This is a genomic window from Agrobacterium sp. fls2-241-TYG-188a (assembly GCF_030209845.1).
Genome location: NZ_JARVRD010000002.1, coordinates 1,174,383 through 1,188,596 on the forward strand (window position 1 = coordinate 1,174,383; position 14,214 = coordinate 1,188,596).

The 14,214-nt window shown below is 56.3% G+C and carries 13 protein-coding genes; 9 read left to right on the forward strand and 4 right to left on the reverse strand.

The window, feature by feature from the left end:
* Window positions 1–15: 15 nt before the first annotated feature.
* The 5 genes from QRN85_RS12420 (at window position 16) to QRN85_RS12440 (ending at window position 3,624) form a co-directional block, all read left to right on the forward strand.
* Window positions 16–720 carry a GntR family transcriptional regulator gene (locus QRN85_RS12420; RefSeq protein WP_284758301.1) on the forward strand — a complete coding sequence of 235 codons (705 nt, stop codon included), beginning with the start codon at window positions 16–18 and terminating at the stop codon, window positions 718–720.
* Window positions 721–730: 10 nt separating this feature from the next.
* Window positions 731–1,516 carry a transporter substrate-binding domain-containing protein gene (locus QRN85_RS12425; RefSeq protein WP_284758303.1) on the forward strand — a complete coding sequence of 262 codons (786 nt, stop codon included), beginning with the start codon at window positions 731–733 and terminating at the stop codon, window positions 1,514–1,516.
* Between the two features lie 71 nt (window positions 1,517–1,587).
* On the forward strand, window positions 1,588–2,259 hold the full coding sequence (locus tag QRN85_RS12430) for an amino acid ABC transporter permease (RefSeq protein WP_112963523.1): 672 nt from the start codon (window positions 1,588–1,590) through the stop codon (window positions 2,257–2,259).
* Entirely contained in the window at window positions 2,256–2,915 is a 660-nt protein-coding gene (locus QRN85_RS12435) for an amino acid ABC transporter permease (RefSeq protein WP_062589678.1), read from the forward strand. Before QRN85_RS12430 ends, QRN85_RS12435 begins: the two co-directional genes overlap by 4 nt.
* Complete coding sequence (locus QRN85_RS12440; RefSeq protein ID WP_062589677.1) at window positions 2,893–3,624, forward strand: amino acid ABC transporter ATP-binding protein; 732 nt, start codon at window positions 2,893–2,895, stop codon at window positions 3,622–3,624. The genes QRN85_RS12435 and QRN85_RS12440 overlap by 23 nt, the downstream gene beginning before the upstream one ends.
* A gap of 160 nt (window positions 3,625–3,784) precedes the next feature.
* On the opposite strand, the gene gltA is transcribed toward QRN85_RS12440, so the two are convergent.
* Window positions 3,785–5,074: a citrate synthase gene (gene gltA, locus QRN85_RS12445; RefSeq protein ID WP_062589675.1), complete on the reverse strand. Its 1,290-nt coding sequence runs from the start codon at window positions 5,072–5,074 to the stop codon at window positions 3,785–3,787.
* A gap of 261 nt (window positions 5,075–5,335) precedes the next feature.
* Here gltA and QRN85_RS12450 point away from each other — a divergent pair, with 261 nt between their 5' ends.
* Window positions 5,336–7,819 carry a ComEC/Rec2 family competence protein gene (locus QRN85_RS12450; RefSeq protein WP_284758306.1) on the forward strand — a complete coding sequence of 828 codons (2,484 nt, stop codon included), beginning with the start codon at window positions 5,336–5,338 and terminating at the stop codon, window positions 7,817–7,819.
* 23 nt (window positions 7,820–7,842) lie between these two features.
* Here QRN85_RS12450 and QRN85_RS12455 read toward each other — a convergent pair whose 3' ends face one another.
* Both QRN85_RS12455 and lexA read right to left on the reverse strand, forming a co-directional pair.
* Entirely contained in the window at window positions 7,843–8,529 is a 687-nt protein-coding gene (locus QRN85_RS12455) for a glutathione S-transferase family protein (RefSeq protein WP_284758307.1), read from the reverse strand.
* A gap of 392 nt (window positions 8,530–8,921) precedes the next feature.
* A complete protein-coding gene (gene lexA / locus QRN85_RS12460) occupies window positions 8,922–9,638 on the reverse strand; it encodes a transcriptional repressor LexA (protein ID WP_112963525.1) in 717 nt (238 codons plus the stop codon).
* A 197-nt stretch (window positions 9,639–9,835) separates the two neighbouring features.
* Here lexA and QRN85_RS12465 point away from each other — a divergent pair, with 197 nt between their 5' ends.
* From QRN85_RS12465 to eno, 3 genes are all read left to right on the forward strand, one after another.
* Window positions 9,836–10,708, forward strand: a complete 873-nt coding sequence (locus tag QRN85_RS12465) for a VOC family protein (protein WP_284758308.1) — start codon at window positions 9,836–9,838, stop codon at window positions 10,706–10,708.
* A 2-nt stretch (window positions 10,709–10,710) separates the two neighbouring features.
* Window positions 10,711–11,559 carry a 3-deoxy-8-phosphooctulonate synthase gene (kdsA, locus tag QRN85_RS12470; RefSeq protein ID WP_284758309.1) on the forward strand — a complete coding sequence of 283 codons (849 nt, stop codon included), beginning with the start codon at window positions 10,711–10,713 and terminating at the stop codon, window positions 11,557–11,559.
* Between the two features lie 224 nt (window positions 11,560–11,783).
* Entirely contained in the window at window positions 11,784–13,058 is a 1,275-nt protein-coding gene (eno, locus tag QRN85_RS12475; protein ID WP_112963528.1) for a phosphopyruvate hydratase, read from the forward strand.
* A gap of 46 nt (window positions 13,059–13,104) precedes the next feature.
* Here eno and QRN85_RS12480 read toward each other — a convergent pair whose 3' ends face one another.
* Window positions 13,105–14,166: a LacI family transcriptional regulator gene (locus QRN85_RS12480; RefSeq protein WP_162739355.1), complete on the reverse strand. Its 1,062-nt coding sequence runs from the start codon at window positions 14,164–14,166 to the stop codon at window positions 13,105–13,107.
* Between the last annotated feature and the right edge of the window lie 48 nt (window positions 14,167–14,214).

The following is a 14,214-nucleotide window of genomic DNA, read 5'->3' on the forward strand; positions in this document are numbered from 1 at the left end:
GCGTATCACTCTTGTATGCAAGATAGACATACATTCGAAACCGATCAAAGCGCGATAGAATCAGCCATAGTGTCCGGCATCCTGTCTGCGCGCATTCGCCCGGGCACGCGCCTTGGTGAAAATCAGCTTGCTGAAATCTACGGAGTTTCGCGCACCAAGATTCGCGAAGCGATGATGCGGCTTGTGACCCGCGGCGTGGTTCGGTCAAGCCCGCGACGAGGCTGGTTTGTGGTAGAACCTTCGGCTGAGGAGGCCTTGCGGGTCTACAAAGCCCGCCGTGTCATTGAATGCGGCCTTTTGCGCAACATGACCGTGCTTCCGCCAGAAGGGCGACAGATCCTCATTGATCATCTGAACGAAGAAAAGGAGGCAATGGCGGTGGCTGACCGCCAGAGGCTGACATGCCTCATGGGCGATTTCCACATTCGCATTGCCGAAATCGCCGGAAACGACATCATCATTGATCTCTTGCGTGATCTGACCGCACGCACAATCCTGATTTGCATGCTCTATCAGTCAGATTTTCACGCTGCCCAATCCCACGAAGGCCACTGCCGCATTTTTGAAGCCATGGATGCGGGTAATTTTCTCAGAGCATCGGAGCTTGCCGTGACGCATCTGGATGAGGTCGAGACCGGCCTCGACCTGACACGGCAGCAAGATCGCCACTCGGACCTTCGTAACTCCCTTTCACTTCCGCCACTTCATGCAACTTCATAGGAGATTTAAGATGTTCAATAGACGTGCATTTTTCGCTGCCATCACTCTCGTCCTCGGCGGAGGTTTTTCCGCACCGGTTCTGGCAGATGCCATGACCGATATCACTTCACGCGGCGCCATCCGTGTTGCCGTTCCGCAGGACTTCCCGCCCTTCGGTAGCGTTGGCGTGGACATGGCACCGCGTGGTTACGATATTGATGTTGCCACTCTGATCGCAGAGAAAATGGGGGTGAAGGTAGAATTGGTGCCGGTGACCAGTGCCAACCGCATTCCCTATCTGCAGACCAACAAGGTTGACCTTGTCATTTCCAGCCTGGGCAAAAACCCTGATCGTGAAAAGGTCATCGACTTCTCTTCTGCCTATGCCCCATTCTTCAACGGTGTTTTTGCACCTGATAGCGTCAAGATCGAAAAGGCAGAAGACCTCGCAGGAAAGACAATCGGCGTCACGCGCGGAGCGGTGGAAGATCTTGAGCTGACCAAGATCGCGCCTTCAGATACGACCATCAAGCGGTACGAAGACAATAACGGCACCATCTCGGCCTTCCTTTCCGGCCAGGTCGAAACAGTGGCGACAGGCAACGTGGTTGCAGCGGCTATCCTGGAAAAGAACCCGCCAAAGCGGCCGGAACTCAAGTTCCTCATCAAGAACTCACCGTGCTTCATTGGCCTGAACAAGGAGCAGCCAGCTCTTCTGGAAAAGGTCAATGCAATCATTGCTGCCGCCAAGGCTGATGGAAGCCTCAATGCGATTGCCCAGAAATGGCTGAAAACCGACCTGCCAAAGGATATTTAAACGCATTTTGAATTCGCGTCCCGCGATGTGGCGGGACGCGGTCCCTTGGTTTTTCAGGGAAGGGAACCATTGTGAATTACACTTTCGAGTTCGGCTGGCTTCTCGAATATTATCCGGCCATCGTGAAGGGCGTGCTCATCACGCTTCAACTGATTGCAGTCGGCGGCGTTCTTGGCATTGCGCTCGGCATTTTCTGCGCTTGGGTGCGCGCCCTAGGGCCGACATGGCTGCGGCCGCCCGTTGCGCTTTATGTGGAACTGATCCGCAACACGCCCTTTCTGATCCAGCTTTTTTTCATCTTTTTTGGCCTGCCATCACTGGGTCTGCAGCTGACGGAACTCACCGCGGCCAATATTGCAATGGTCGTCAACCTCGGCGCTTATAGTTGTGAGATTATCCGCGCTGGCATTCAGGCAACGCCAAAGGGACAGTTCGAGGCGGGGGCGAGCCTCGCCATGAGCCGGTTCGAAACCTTCCGCCACGTGGTGCTCGTGCCCTCACTGCAACGCATCTGGCCCGCACTGTCGTCACAGGTGGTCATTGTCATGCTTGGCTCGTCGGTGGTGTCCCAGATTGCGGCGGAGGATTTGACCTTTGCTGCCAACTACATCCAGTCAAGGACATTCCGCGCCTTTGAAGCCTATATGGTCTCAACCGTGATCTATCTGGGGCTGGCCATTCTGCTGCGTCAGATTTTGCTCGTCATCGGCGGCTTCGTTTTTCCAAGAAGGAGCGCTAGATGATCGAGTTTTCGACCTGGGATATTCTGCGCAACCTGCTGCTGGCAACCCGCTGGACGGTGCTGCTGTCACTCGTCTCCTTCATTGGCGGCGCCGCTGTTGGTCTTCTTCTGCTGTTCATGCGCATTTCAAAAAAGAAATCGCTACGGACTTTTTCCAAATATTATGTCGAGCTGTTTCAAGGCACGCCGCTTTTGATGCAGCTGTTCATCGCCTTTTTTGGTCTGGGGCTTCTTGGGATCGACGTGCCTTCGTGGCTCGCCGCAGGTTTGACGCTCATCTTGTGGGCAGCAGCCTTCCTGACGGAGATATGGCGCGGCTGTGTCGAGGCGGTTTCCAAGGGGCAGTGGGAGGCATCTGCAAGCCTCGGCATGGGGCGGTTGCAGCAGATGCGATATGTCATTCTGCCACAGGCCATGCGCGTTGCAATTCCGCCCACCGTCGGCTTTGCCGTGCAGATCATAAAGGGCACTGCCGTAACTTCGATCATCGGCTTCGTGGAGCTTTCCAAGGCGGGGACCGTCGTTACCAACGCAACCTTCCAACCCTTCACTGTCTATGGCCTCGTTGCCCTCATTTATTTCGCGCTCTGCTGGCCGTTGTCGAAAAGCAGCCAGATTCTCGAAAGGAAGCTTAATGTCGCTCATCGAAATCACTGAAGTCCGTAAGAGCTATGGCACGAACGAGGTGCTGAAAGGCATCAACCTCGATATCGAGCCGGGTGAGGTCATTGCGATCATCGGCAAGAGCGGCTCGGGAAAATCGACCCTGCTGCGTTGCATCAACGGCTTGGAGACCATTTCAGCCGGTGCCATCTCCGTGGCTGGCGCGCAGTTTCTAGACGACGAACTTCACCTGAAAGCGCTCCGGCTGAAAGTCGGGATGATCTTCCAGCAATTCAATCTCTTCCCGCACCTGACGGTCGGCGGCAACGTCATGCTCTCGCAAACAGTCGTCAAGAAAACGCCGAAGGCCGAGGCAGAAATGCTGGCGCGCAAGATGCTCGAACGCGTCGGCCTTGCTCATAAATTCGATGCTTACCCTGACGAACTCTCCGGCGGGCAGCAGCAACGTGTGGCGATTGCCCGCGCACTCGCCATGCAGCCAACGGCGCTTCTCTGCGACGAAATCACCTCAGCGCTCGACCCGGAACTGGTGGCCGAAGTGTTGGCGGTGGTGCGGGAACTCGCGGCAGAAGGCATGACATTGGTCATGGTAACGCATGAAATGAAATTCGCCCGCGACGTCTGCTCACGCGTGGTCTTCATGCACGAAGGTAAAGTCCACGAAATCGGCCCGCCGGAAGAGGTGTTTTCATCGCCGAAGACGCCGGAGCTAAAGCAATTCTTAGGCGTTGCGGCGCATTGAGGTCTGGCTAACGTGATCCAGGAATGCCTCGCGGAGTCAACCAACCGCAACATCAAACGTGGATAGATGCTTCGGACTGCCCGGCACCATGATCTCAATGAGGGGCATAAAAAAAGCCGGGCATCGACCCGGCTTTTCCTATTGTGCGATGGCGACAAGCTTAACGCTTGGACACCGGTGTATAGTCGCGCTTTGCAGCACCGGTGTAGAGCTGGCGTGGGCGGCCGATGCGCTGCTGCGGGTCTTCGATCATTTCGTTCCACTGCGCGATCCAGCCGACGGTGCGGGCGAGAGCGAAGAGAACGGTGAACATGGTTGTGGGGAAGCCGAGCGCCTTCAGCGTAATGCCGGAATAGAAGTCGACATTCGGGTAGAGCTTCTTTTCGACGAAATAAGGGTCGGAAAGCGCGATCTTTTCCAGCTCCAGGGCAACCTGCATGATCGGATCGTCCTGGTTGCCGGTGGCTTCCAGCACTTCGTACATGGTCTTCTGCATGATCTTGGCGCGCGGATCGTAGTTCTTATAGACGCGGTGGCCAAAGCCCATCAGACGGAACGGATCGTTCTTGTCCTTGGCGCGGGCAATGTACTCAGGAATGCGGTCAACGGAGCCGATTTCATTGAGCATGTTGAGCGCAGCTTCGTTAGCACCGCCGTGAGCAGGGCCCCAGAGGCAGGCAATGCCAGCTGCGATACATGCGAACGGGTTAGCACCCGAAGAGCCAGCAAGACGAACAGTCGAGGTCGACGCGTTCTGCTCATGGTCGGCATGGAGGATGAAGATGCGGTCCATTGCGCGGGCCAGTACCGGATCGACCTTGTAGTCTTCGCAGGGTACGGCAAAGCACATGTTGAGGAAGTTGGATGCGTAATCCAGATCGTTCTTCGGGTAAACGAATGGCTGGCCGATGTGGTACTTATAGGCCATGGCGGCAATCGTCGGCATCTTGGCGATCATGCGCAGCGAAGCGACCATGCGCTGATGCGGATCGGTAATGTCGGTGGAGTCGTGATAGAAAGCAGACAGCGCGCCGACCGTACCGCACATGACGGCCATCGGGTGAGCGTCGCGGCGATAGCCGGTGAAGAAGCGGCTCATCTGCTCATGCACCATGGTGTGGCGCGTAACGCGTGTGTCGAAATCCTTCTTCTGTGCGGTTGTTGGCAGTTCGCCGTAGAGCAGCAGATAGCAGGTTTCAAGGAAATCGCCCTGTTCGGCCAGCTGTTCGATAGGGTAGCCGCGGTGCAGCAAAACGCCTTCGTCGCCGTCGATGTAGGTGATCTTGGATTCGCACGATGCAGTTGATGTAAAGCCGGGATCGTAGGTAAAGGTGCCGGTGTGCTTGTAAAGCGTTCCGATATCAACGACCTTGGGACCGATCGTGCCTTCTCGTACAGGAAGATCGACTTTGGTGTCGCCGAGGGTCACTGTCGCGCTATTTTCCGTCATACCATACCTCCGAAATATGCAGGCGATGCGGGGTGACGCATCAGCCAGTTAAGCGTCAGCGATTTAGCTATATGATCCTTGCGACAAAGCCAAGCTATCGAACGAGCAAATTGTGCATTGCGACACGGCAATATCCCAAAATGAAGCATTTCTACGGCAAAGTGTTTCATTCTAGGTCAATGCTTCCTTAATCGCGCAAGATGTTGCAATATGCCTTCCAGGGTTGCAAACTAGAACCCTTGCGGCAAGGGGCGCCGGGGGTTGAACCAGAGAGAAGAGAACAAGCTTTTCCGTAACCGGGAAACGGACTTCGTTGCGCAAACGGAGCTCGATGCCTTGCTGTTGCCGCTGCATGTCTCGCGAGGCGCACTGGTGGGGCAGGGGCCGGTCACTCCCCAAAAGGACAGTTTGCAGACCAGGTTTAGACACTGGTGTTTGCGGTGCATCGAAGAGGAGCGCGCATATCGCGGGGGATTTCTTTTCGTCCCCGTTCTTATTGCCGCTGGCGCCGCATTCTGGTTCTGCCTGCCAGCCACCCCACCTTCTCTGCCGCTCTTGATCGCAACTCTTTGCGTCATGATATCAGCTGCCGCCCTATACCACAGGCCGGGTGCCACCTCCATTTTTCTGAAAACCGTTGCACTGCTTCTGCTGGGCATGGTCCTTGCCGATTGGGACACCCAGCGCAGCGCCACAATCATTCTCGATACGCCCGTCACGACACTGGTCAAAGGCACGGTGGAGCGGCGTGAACTGGATGCGCGCGGAAACTGGCGCTACGTCTTGGCACTGACATCGACGTCAAACCCAACAGTGTCTCGTCCGCCCGATCGAGTGTCAGTCGTGGCCCGCAGCCGCCATCAGGCGGCTGAAATCGGCGAAACGATTACGGGCAAGGCGCGCCTCTCGCCACCATCCGGCCCTGCCTTGCCAGGGCTGAATGATTTTGCCTTCGCCTCATTCTTCGAGGGAATCGGCGCAACTGGCTTTTTCTACGGGCCGCCGCAACGCGTCAGCGCAGATCCATATGCTGTGCCTGCATCGGGCCCAGCCAAGATTGCGGGAGAATGGCTTTATGAATTACGCAGTGATATCGCCCAGCGCATTCGGTACCTCATACCGGGTGATGCGGGAGCGTTTGCTGCGTCCATCGTGACCGATGAGCGGCGGGCCATCTCAAGCGAGACCATGGAGGCACTGCGGGTTTCCGGCCTCGCTCATATCGTCGCAATCTCCGGACTGAACATGGCGCTGGCTGCCGGCATATTCTTTGTCGGAATGCGCACGGTGTTCAGCCTCTTTCCGGGATTTTCCCAACGTTGGCCGGTCAAGAAGATATCCGCCTTTGCGGCACTTCTCATGACGTTTGCCTATTACCTTATATCCGGCTTTGCCGTTTCAGCGGAAAGAGCATGGTTGATGATGTCGATCATGCTGATTGCGGTTCTGGTCGACCGGCCGTCCATCAGCCTTCGAAATGTGGCGCTCTCCGCATTGATAATCGTGGTGCTTTCCCCGCAAGAGGTGATGGGGCCAAGTTTCCAGATGTCCTTCGCCGCGACGCTCGCGCTCGTGTCCGCCTACTCGTTCTGGAGCCGGTGGCGAAACAAGGAGGACGGCCTCTCGATAACCAATCCCCCATGGTGGCTGACGCTGACAACGAAATCGGCGGCGGTTGTCGGAGGCGTCGCTTTGACATCCTTTATCGGCGGCCTTTCGACTGCGGTCTACTCGATTGAACATTTCCACCGCATCACAACCTATGGCCTTGCCGCGAACCTTGCTGCAATGCCGGTCATGTCGCTTATTGTCATGCCTTTCGGGCTCGCTGGAATGCTGCTCATGCCTTTCGGCCTGGATGGCCCATTCCTGAAGATAATGGGCTATGGCATGGAGATTGTCATCGAGATTGCCAAGACGGTTTCGAGCTGGGGTGGGGACGCAACCATCGGCCGGCAACATCCCTGGTTTCTCACCATTTCAACAATTGGATTTCTGCTTCTTTCGCTCCTTCGAACACGACTGGCACTGATCGGCCTGCCATTCATCGCGGCGGGGCTCATCATGCTTGGAACCGAACGCTGGAGCGCTAAGCCCGACCTGTTGATTTTCGAGGACGGTTCGCTCATTGCGCTTTTATCCAATGACGCGGTTGCGACGACAAAGGCCCGCGCGTCGGGCTTCATCTATGATCAATGGGAGAGGGCGGTTCCACTGACGATGGAACATGTTGCTCCGCATCTGCTAGACACGGAGAGGCAGGCGGATGGAGACACCCAGGAGCTTGAAAACCAGCAAGCGTCTCGCGCTGGCTTGAGCGAAGCGGACAAAACGCAGGCGCTGGCTGAAATGAAGACAGCGCTTGCCGGCACGCAACGCTTTACATGCCGCAAGGACCTATGGTGCGCATTGAAATCCCAAAAAGGCGTTCGCATTGCGGTCCTATCCAACACATTGTTGACGGGAGCCGCCTGTGATCTCGCTGACATCGTGGTAACAAGCCGGGGAGTGCCGTTTCCAGCCTGCCGATCAGGTGCGCTGCTCATTACAGGCGATACGTTGCGGCGCACCGGCTCGATGGAAATCTGGTTTGGCGGGGAGGGAGCCCCCCGCTACAGCGCCAAAGCGGCGTTGGACGGCATCGAGCGACCATGGACCGCTCACCGCAGCTACCAGTGGCGCAGCAAAACCTATGACGCCACCTTGCCAGAGCATATCGCTGCATTGCTTTCAGCTGAGCGATGAAAGCTGTGAACGACACCTGCCGCTTACGAATTCCCTGACAGACGAAGATCAGCCAATATCTCTCCGACTGCTTTCGCCTCTTCCTCATGATCGCCGTCGCGCCATGTCTCCAGAAGCGCCGCCTCTTGCCACTCCTGCATTGCAGGCAGTGAGAGAAGACGGTCCTTGTACTCCGTGGACTCCGCAGAAAGCACTGTTCCGTACGTCTGAAAGCGGAAAGCGACCGGGCAGAAAAATGCATCCACGGCCGTGAACGTGCTACCCGCCAGGAATGGGCCACCAAAGGACTTCAGACCCTGCTGCCAGAGAGCGTCGATACGCGCGATGTCCTTTTGCAGCGATGCGCTCATGGAAGCTGGGCGAATGCGAAGGCCGACACTCATGGGATGCTCGTTGCGCAGCGCCTGGAAACCCGAGTGCATTTCCGCAGCAGCTGATCGAGACCAGGCGCGAGCGGCAGCATTGTCTGCCCACCCACCGCTATGTCGTTCAGCCAGATATTCTGCAATGGCGAGCGAATCCCATACGGTGAGATCACCGTCAACAAGGCAGGGAACTTTGGCAGTGGGCGAAAACGCTGAGAAGTCCTTCGCTGAATTGCCGAAAGGAAATAGGCTTTCTTTGAAACCGATGTCCAGCGTCCGCATCAACACCCATGGACGCAACGACCAGGAGGAGTAATTCTTGTTGGCTATATAAAGATCGTACATATCGCTGCCCTCCGTTACGAACTCCCGTGCTAGCTGAGACGAGCCATTTGATACAGACCGTTTCGAAGATAGGCCTCTTCAAAATATTTGATGTGTCATGCAGGAGGGAGCGCGACGCTGGACAGCATGATTGCCTGCCAGTCGACTGCTAGAATGGCTAAACCGGTAAGAGCAATGCCCAGCTTCAGGCTCGCAAGGTGACGAACTTCCAAGCGCAACCTGAAACTAGTGAGCCAGCTACATATAAGGACGCAAAAACCGGCGCTTCTGGTGTCCAAGACCTGTTGATATCGGACAGGAGTTCGATGTCCGCGTATCTTTTCTCTAGACAGGCACTGCAAAGGGCAGCGGCCAAGGCGACCGCTACCTCCACGCATAAGAAAAGTCACCGGTCAGTGATAGCGGCGAATAAGGCCGACGAGCTTGCCCTGAATTTTGACGCGGTCCGGTCCAAAAATCCGGGTCTCATAGGCAGGGTTCGCAGCCTCAAGCGCGATCGACGCGCCCTTGCGACGAAAGCGCTTCAATGTGGCTTCTTCATCATCCACCAATGCAACAATGATATCTCCCGGATTTGCCGTGCTGACATCGCGGATAATGACCGTGTCGCCATCAAAAATCCCGGCTTCGATCATCGAATCGCCTTTGACTTCAAGCGCGTAATGTTCGCCCGCACCAATCATGTCGATTGGCACAACGACGTCATGCGTGTTGTTCTGAATGGCCGAAATGGGAACACCCGCGGCGATGCGGCCCATGACAGGGACGCTGACCGAGTTCGAATCATTCGACGCGACCGGCAGGGGTGCTGGCTCAGCCGGTTTGGTTTTGCCAAGGCTACCTTCGATGACGCTCGGCGAGAAGCCACGTTGAGGCTTGCTGGCAGGCGTGTAGGACTCAGGCAGCTTGATGACTTCAAGCGCACGCGCCCGATTCGGTAGCCGACGAATAAAGCCTCGCTCTTCGAGCGCGGTGATCAGGCGGTGGATTCCTGATTTCGATGCCAGATCAAGTGCGTCCTTCATCTCATCGAAGGAAGGCGGCACGCCAGACTCTTTCATTCTCTCATGAATGAACAGTAGCAATTCCTGCTGTTTGCGCGTGAGCATGGAGTAACACCCTTAGAGATTCGAGGCGAAGATTCGCGAAACAAATACAGAACGAACACTATATGTTCCATATGTGTTCTGCAATCCCTTAAAAATCAGTGTGCTTGTGACAATTTACATCCATTATCTTGCCCGGCCATAAAACATGCGGCTTGCAACAGTGGAATGCCCATGCCGACGAAGCGGAAGGACCCCTCATGGCGCGTGAAATCGATCATATCGTAATGCCCGTTGCAGACCTCGGCCAAGCACGGGCGCGTCTCTTGGCGCTGGGCTTTACGGTTGCTGCAGATGCAAGGCACCCCTTCGGCACCAAAAATGCCTGTGTCTTTCTCAAAGAGGGGCAGTATCTCGAACCCCTGGCAATCGGAGACGCCGCGCAATATTCCAGGGCTTGCGCAGAAGGCAACGCCTTTGTTCGACGCGATGAAGTCTTTCGAAAGCGATACGGGCAGCAGGGGTTTTCCGCAGTCGCCGGAAAAACGCACGACGCAGATGCTGATCATCATAGCTTCGTTGAGGCTGGACTTTCCGGCGGCGACGCATTTTCGTTCAGTCGACCGGTAACATTGCCGGACGGAAGCCGATCTGAAGCGAGCTTTCGCCTGGCTTTTGCGGCGGAAAAGGATGACGGAAATCTGTTCCTTTTCACCTGTGAGCGTGTCAACGCTTTTTCCGCAAAACGGTCCTACCTCACAGCTCACAAAAATGGAGCGACTGGCCTGCGCGAAATAACCCTGCGCTCAGACCGACCGGACGCCTTTGCGCCATTGGTGGACGCAGCTTTTGGTGTGTCGGCAGCAGCCGACTCAACGGGAAACCTCAGCTTTCTTACGCCCGGCGCGGTCATCCGCATCGCGCATGCGCAGACGGTTGCAGAAGAGTTTGATGGGGCCGAGCAGGAGAGCATCACTGGCCTTTTCGGTGCCGCAGTCGTCTTTTCCGTCGCTGATCTCGCCGTGACAGAGTCGTTTCTTGCTGCTAATGGCGTGGAATACACGCGCAAAGGCTCTCGACTGCTGGTTCAGCGAGCGCCCGGTCAAGGCGCGATATTTGCCTTCGAGGAGTGAAGATGAGCGTCCAGAACAATCTTAATGTGGTCGTCGGTGAAGGTGCCGGTCAGGTTACGTTCAGCAACACGAAGCGATTCTCGCTCATTGCCGGGCCATGCCAGATGGAAAGCCGCGACCATGCCTTCATGATTGCGGAAACGATGGCGGAGCTGTGCGGACGGCTCGGCATCGGGTTGGTGTACAAATCATCTTTCGACAAGGCAAACCGCACATCACTTTCCGGCCAGCGCGGCATCGGCATCGACAAGGCGCTCGAAGTTTTTGCAGAACTCAAGGCACAGTTCGGTTTCCCGGTGCTGACGGATATTCACACCGAAGAGCAATGCGGCATCGTGTCACCGGTTGTCGACATCCTGCAAATCCCGGCATTTCTCAGCCGCCAGACGGATCTTCTCGTTGCGGCAGCAAAGACTGGCCGGGTCATCAACGTGAAGAAGGGTCAGTTCCTGGCGCCGTGGGACATGAAAAACGTTCTGGCGAAGCTCAATGACAGCGGCAATCCGAACGTCCTTCTGTGCGAACGCGGAGCATCCTTTGGCTACAACACGCTTGTGTCGGACATGCGTTCGCTTCCAATCATGGCATCGCTTGGCGCGCCGGTCGTCTTCGATGCGACTCATTCCGTGCAGCAGCCGGGCGGGCAGGGTGGCTCGAGCGGCGGCCAGCGGGAGTTTGTGGAAACCCTGGCGCGGGCGGCTATCGCTGTCGGCGTTGCCGGTCTTTTCGTTGAAACGCACGAAGATCCAGACAACGCACCGTCTGACGGGCCAAACATGGTGCACCTGAAAGACATGCCAAAGCTTTTGGAAAAGCTGCTGGCTTTCGATGACCTTGCCAAGGCAGCCTGACGGCTTTTGGCCTTAATCGATTTTTATGAAAAGTCGGCCTCTGGAGACGGGGGCCGTCATTGTAAATTCTTCTGCGTCGTCTAACAGCGGCAGAAGAATTCAAATTGAGTCGCTAACCAGTCGCTCTGTTTATCGCTCACCTGTCGGAAAAGCGCTTCACAGTCTTCGGGATGCGCTCTAAGACAGGCAGCGGAAAATCCTGTTCCAGTCCCAAGGGAGAGATCATGACAGCCATTACCGATATCATCGCACGCGAGATTCTCGACAGCCGCGGCAATCCTACCGTTGAAGTCGATGTCTATCTGGAAGACGGCTCTTTCGGTCGTGCGGCAGTTCCATCGGGCGCATCGACAGGCGCGCACGAAGCCGTAGAACTGCGTGATGGCGGAAAGCGCTATCTCGGTAAGGGCGTTGAAAAGGCCGTCGAAGCCGTCAATACGGAAATCTTCGACGCGCTGGGCGGTTTCGACGCAGAAAGCCAGATCCACATCGACCAGACGCTGATTGCGCTCGATGGCACACCGAACAAGTCTCGCCTCGGCGCCAACGCCATTCTCGGCGTTTCGCTGGCCGTTGCCAAAGCTGCTGCCGAAACAACCGGCCTGCCGCTTTATCGTTATGTCGGTGGCCCGAACGCCCACCTCCTGCCAGTGCCGATGATGAACATCATCAACGGGGGCGCACACGCTGATAACCCGATCGACTTCCAGGAATTCATGATCATGCCGGTTGGCGCGGAAAGCATCCGTGACGCCGTTCGCATCGGTGCTGAAATCTTCCACGTTCTCAAAAAGGAACTGGCAGCACAGGGCCACAACACCAATGTGGGTGACGAAGGTGGTTTCGCTCCTGGCCTCAAGAGCGCACCGGAAGCCCTCGACTTCATCATGAAGTCTGTCGAAAAAGCCGGTTACAAGCCAGGCGACGATGTAGCGCTTGCGCTGGACTGCGCATCCACCGAGTTCTTCAAGAACGGCAAGTACGAGATGGAAGGCGAGGGCCGCACGCTCGAACCGGAAGCCATGGCGGACTACCTCGCTGAACTCGCTGGCAAATATCCGATCATCTCCATCGAAGACGGCATGGCCGAAGACGACTGGGACGGCTGGAAGTACCTCACCGACAAGATCGGCTCCAAGGTTCAGCTCGTCGGCGACGACCTTTTCGTAACGAACTCCGCACGTCTGCGCGATGGCATCAAGATGGGCGTTGCAAACTCCATCCTCGTCAAGGTCAACCAGATCGGCTCGCTGACGGAAACGCTGGATGCCGTCGAAACTGCTCACAAGGCAGGCTACACGGCGGTCATGTCTCACCGCTCCGGCGAAACAGAAGATTCCACGATTGCAGATCTCTCGGTTGCGACAAACTGCGGACAGATCAAGACGGGTTCGCTTTCCCGCTCTGACCGCCTCGCCAAGTACAACCAGTTGATCCGCATCGAAGAAATGCTGGGTCCGCAGGCTGCCTATGCCGGACGTTCGATCCTGCGCGGCTGATAGCTGATCACGAATTTGGAAAGGCCAGCGGTGACGCTGGCCTTTTTTATTTGCCGAACTTCGGCGCGCGGAAGGACCATACCGGTTGGCTGAGGCTTTGCAGAACCGTCGGTGACTTTCCTTCGATTCGGCCCAGTAGCGCCTTGGCGAGTTCACGCCCGGCAAGCTTTATGTCTTCATTCATCGTGTGGATTTCCGGGCGCAACCAGTTCAGGAAGTCGGCCGATTGTTTGGATACCACGTCGATATCCTTGCCGATGCTTTTGCCCGCCTCTTCCACACCGGCAACAAAGGCAATGGTCGATGTGCCGCTGATCGACACCAAACCATCCGGAAAATCGCTGCCGCTCATCAGCGCCCGGCTGGTTTCCTTGATCTGGTCCAGCGGCGTATCATTGCTGATGATACCGTTCAGTGGAAATTCCGTGAGGCCAAATTCCCGCAGACCACGGTCGAAGCCTCGACGTGCAAAGTCGTGATAAGAAAACTGCCTTGCCGGCAAAAGCACCGCGATGCGCTTGCGTCCGCACTGTGCCAGACGCTTCACCGCTTCGTAGGTGTAGGCTTCGTTGTCGAAGTCATGATAGGGATGCTCGATGCCCATGTCGGTGCGCCCGTGGGCGGCAAATGGCATATTCCGCTCCGTCATGAAACGAACGCGCGGATCGTCCGGCTGCATTTTTGAAATGATGACACCATCCGCCGATCCGGTATCGAGGATATAGCGGATCGGAATCATTGGATCTTTGGCATGTGTGTGTGGCGTCACCACGAGGTGATATTGCGTAGCGGACAGCACTTCCGTGATTCCGAACACCATCTGCGTGGTAAAACCCATCAGCTCTTCATCGACACTGAGAACGAGCGCGATGACATTGGTCTTGCCTGTTCGCAGACGAACACCGGCGCGGTTGGGCTGATACCCTATCTGCTGCGCAACCTGTCGCACACGCTCTTTGGTGTCGGCGCCGATATCCGGAGCGTCCTTCAAGGCACGAGACACGGTGGTGATTCCGAGCCCTGTCATATAGGCGATGGTTTTTAGGGTAGGGCGCTCATAGCCTGCCAGTGGCTGGCCGCTCGTTCCGGAATTCATGCCATCGTTCATTTCGACACTCACAAAAATATCATTTCTTATGGTAGATCGCTTTTTCGT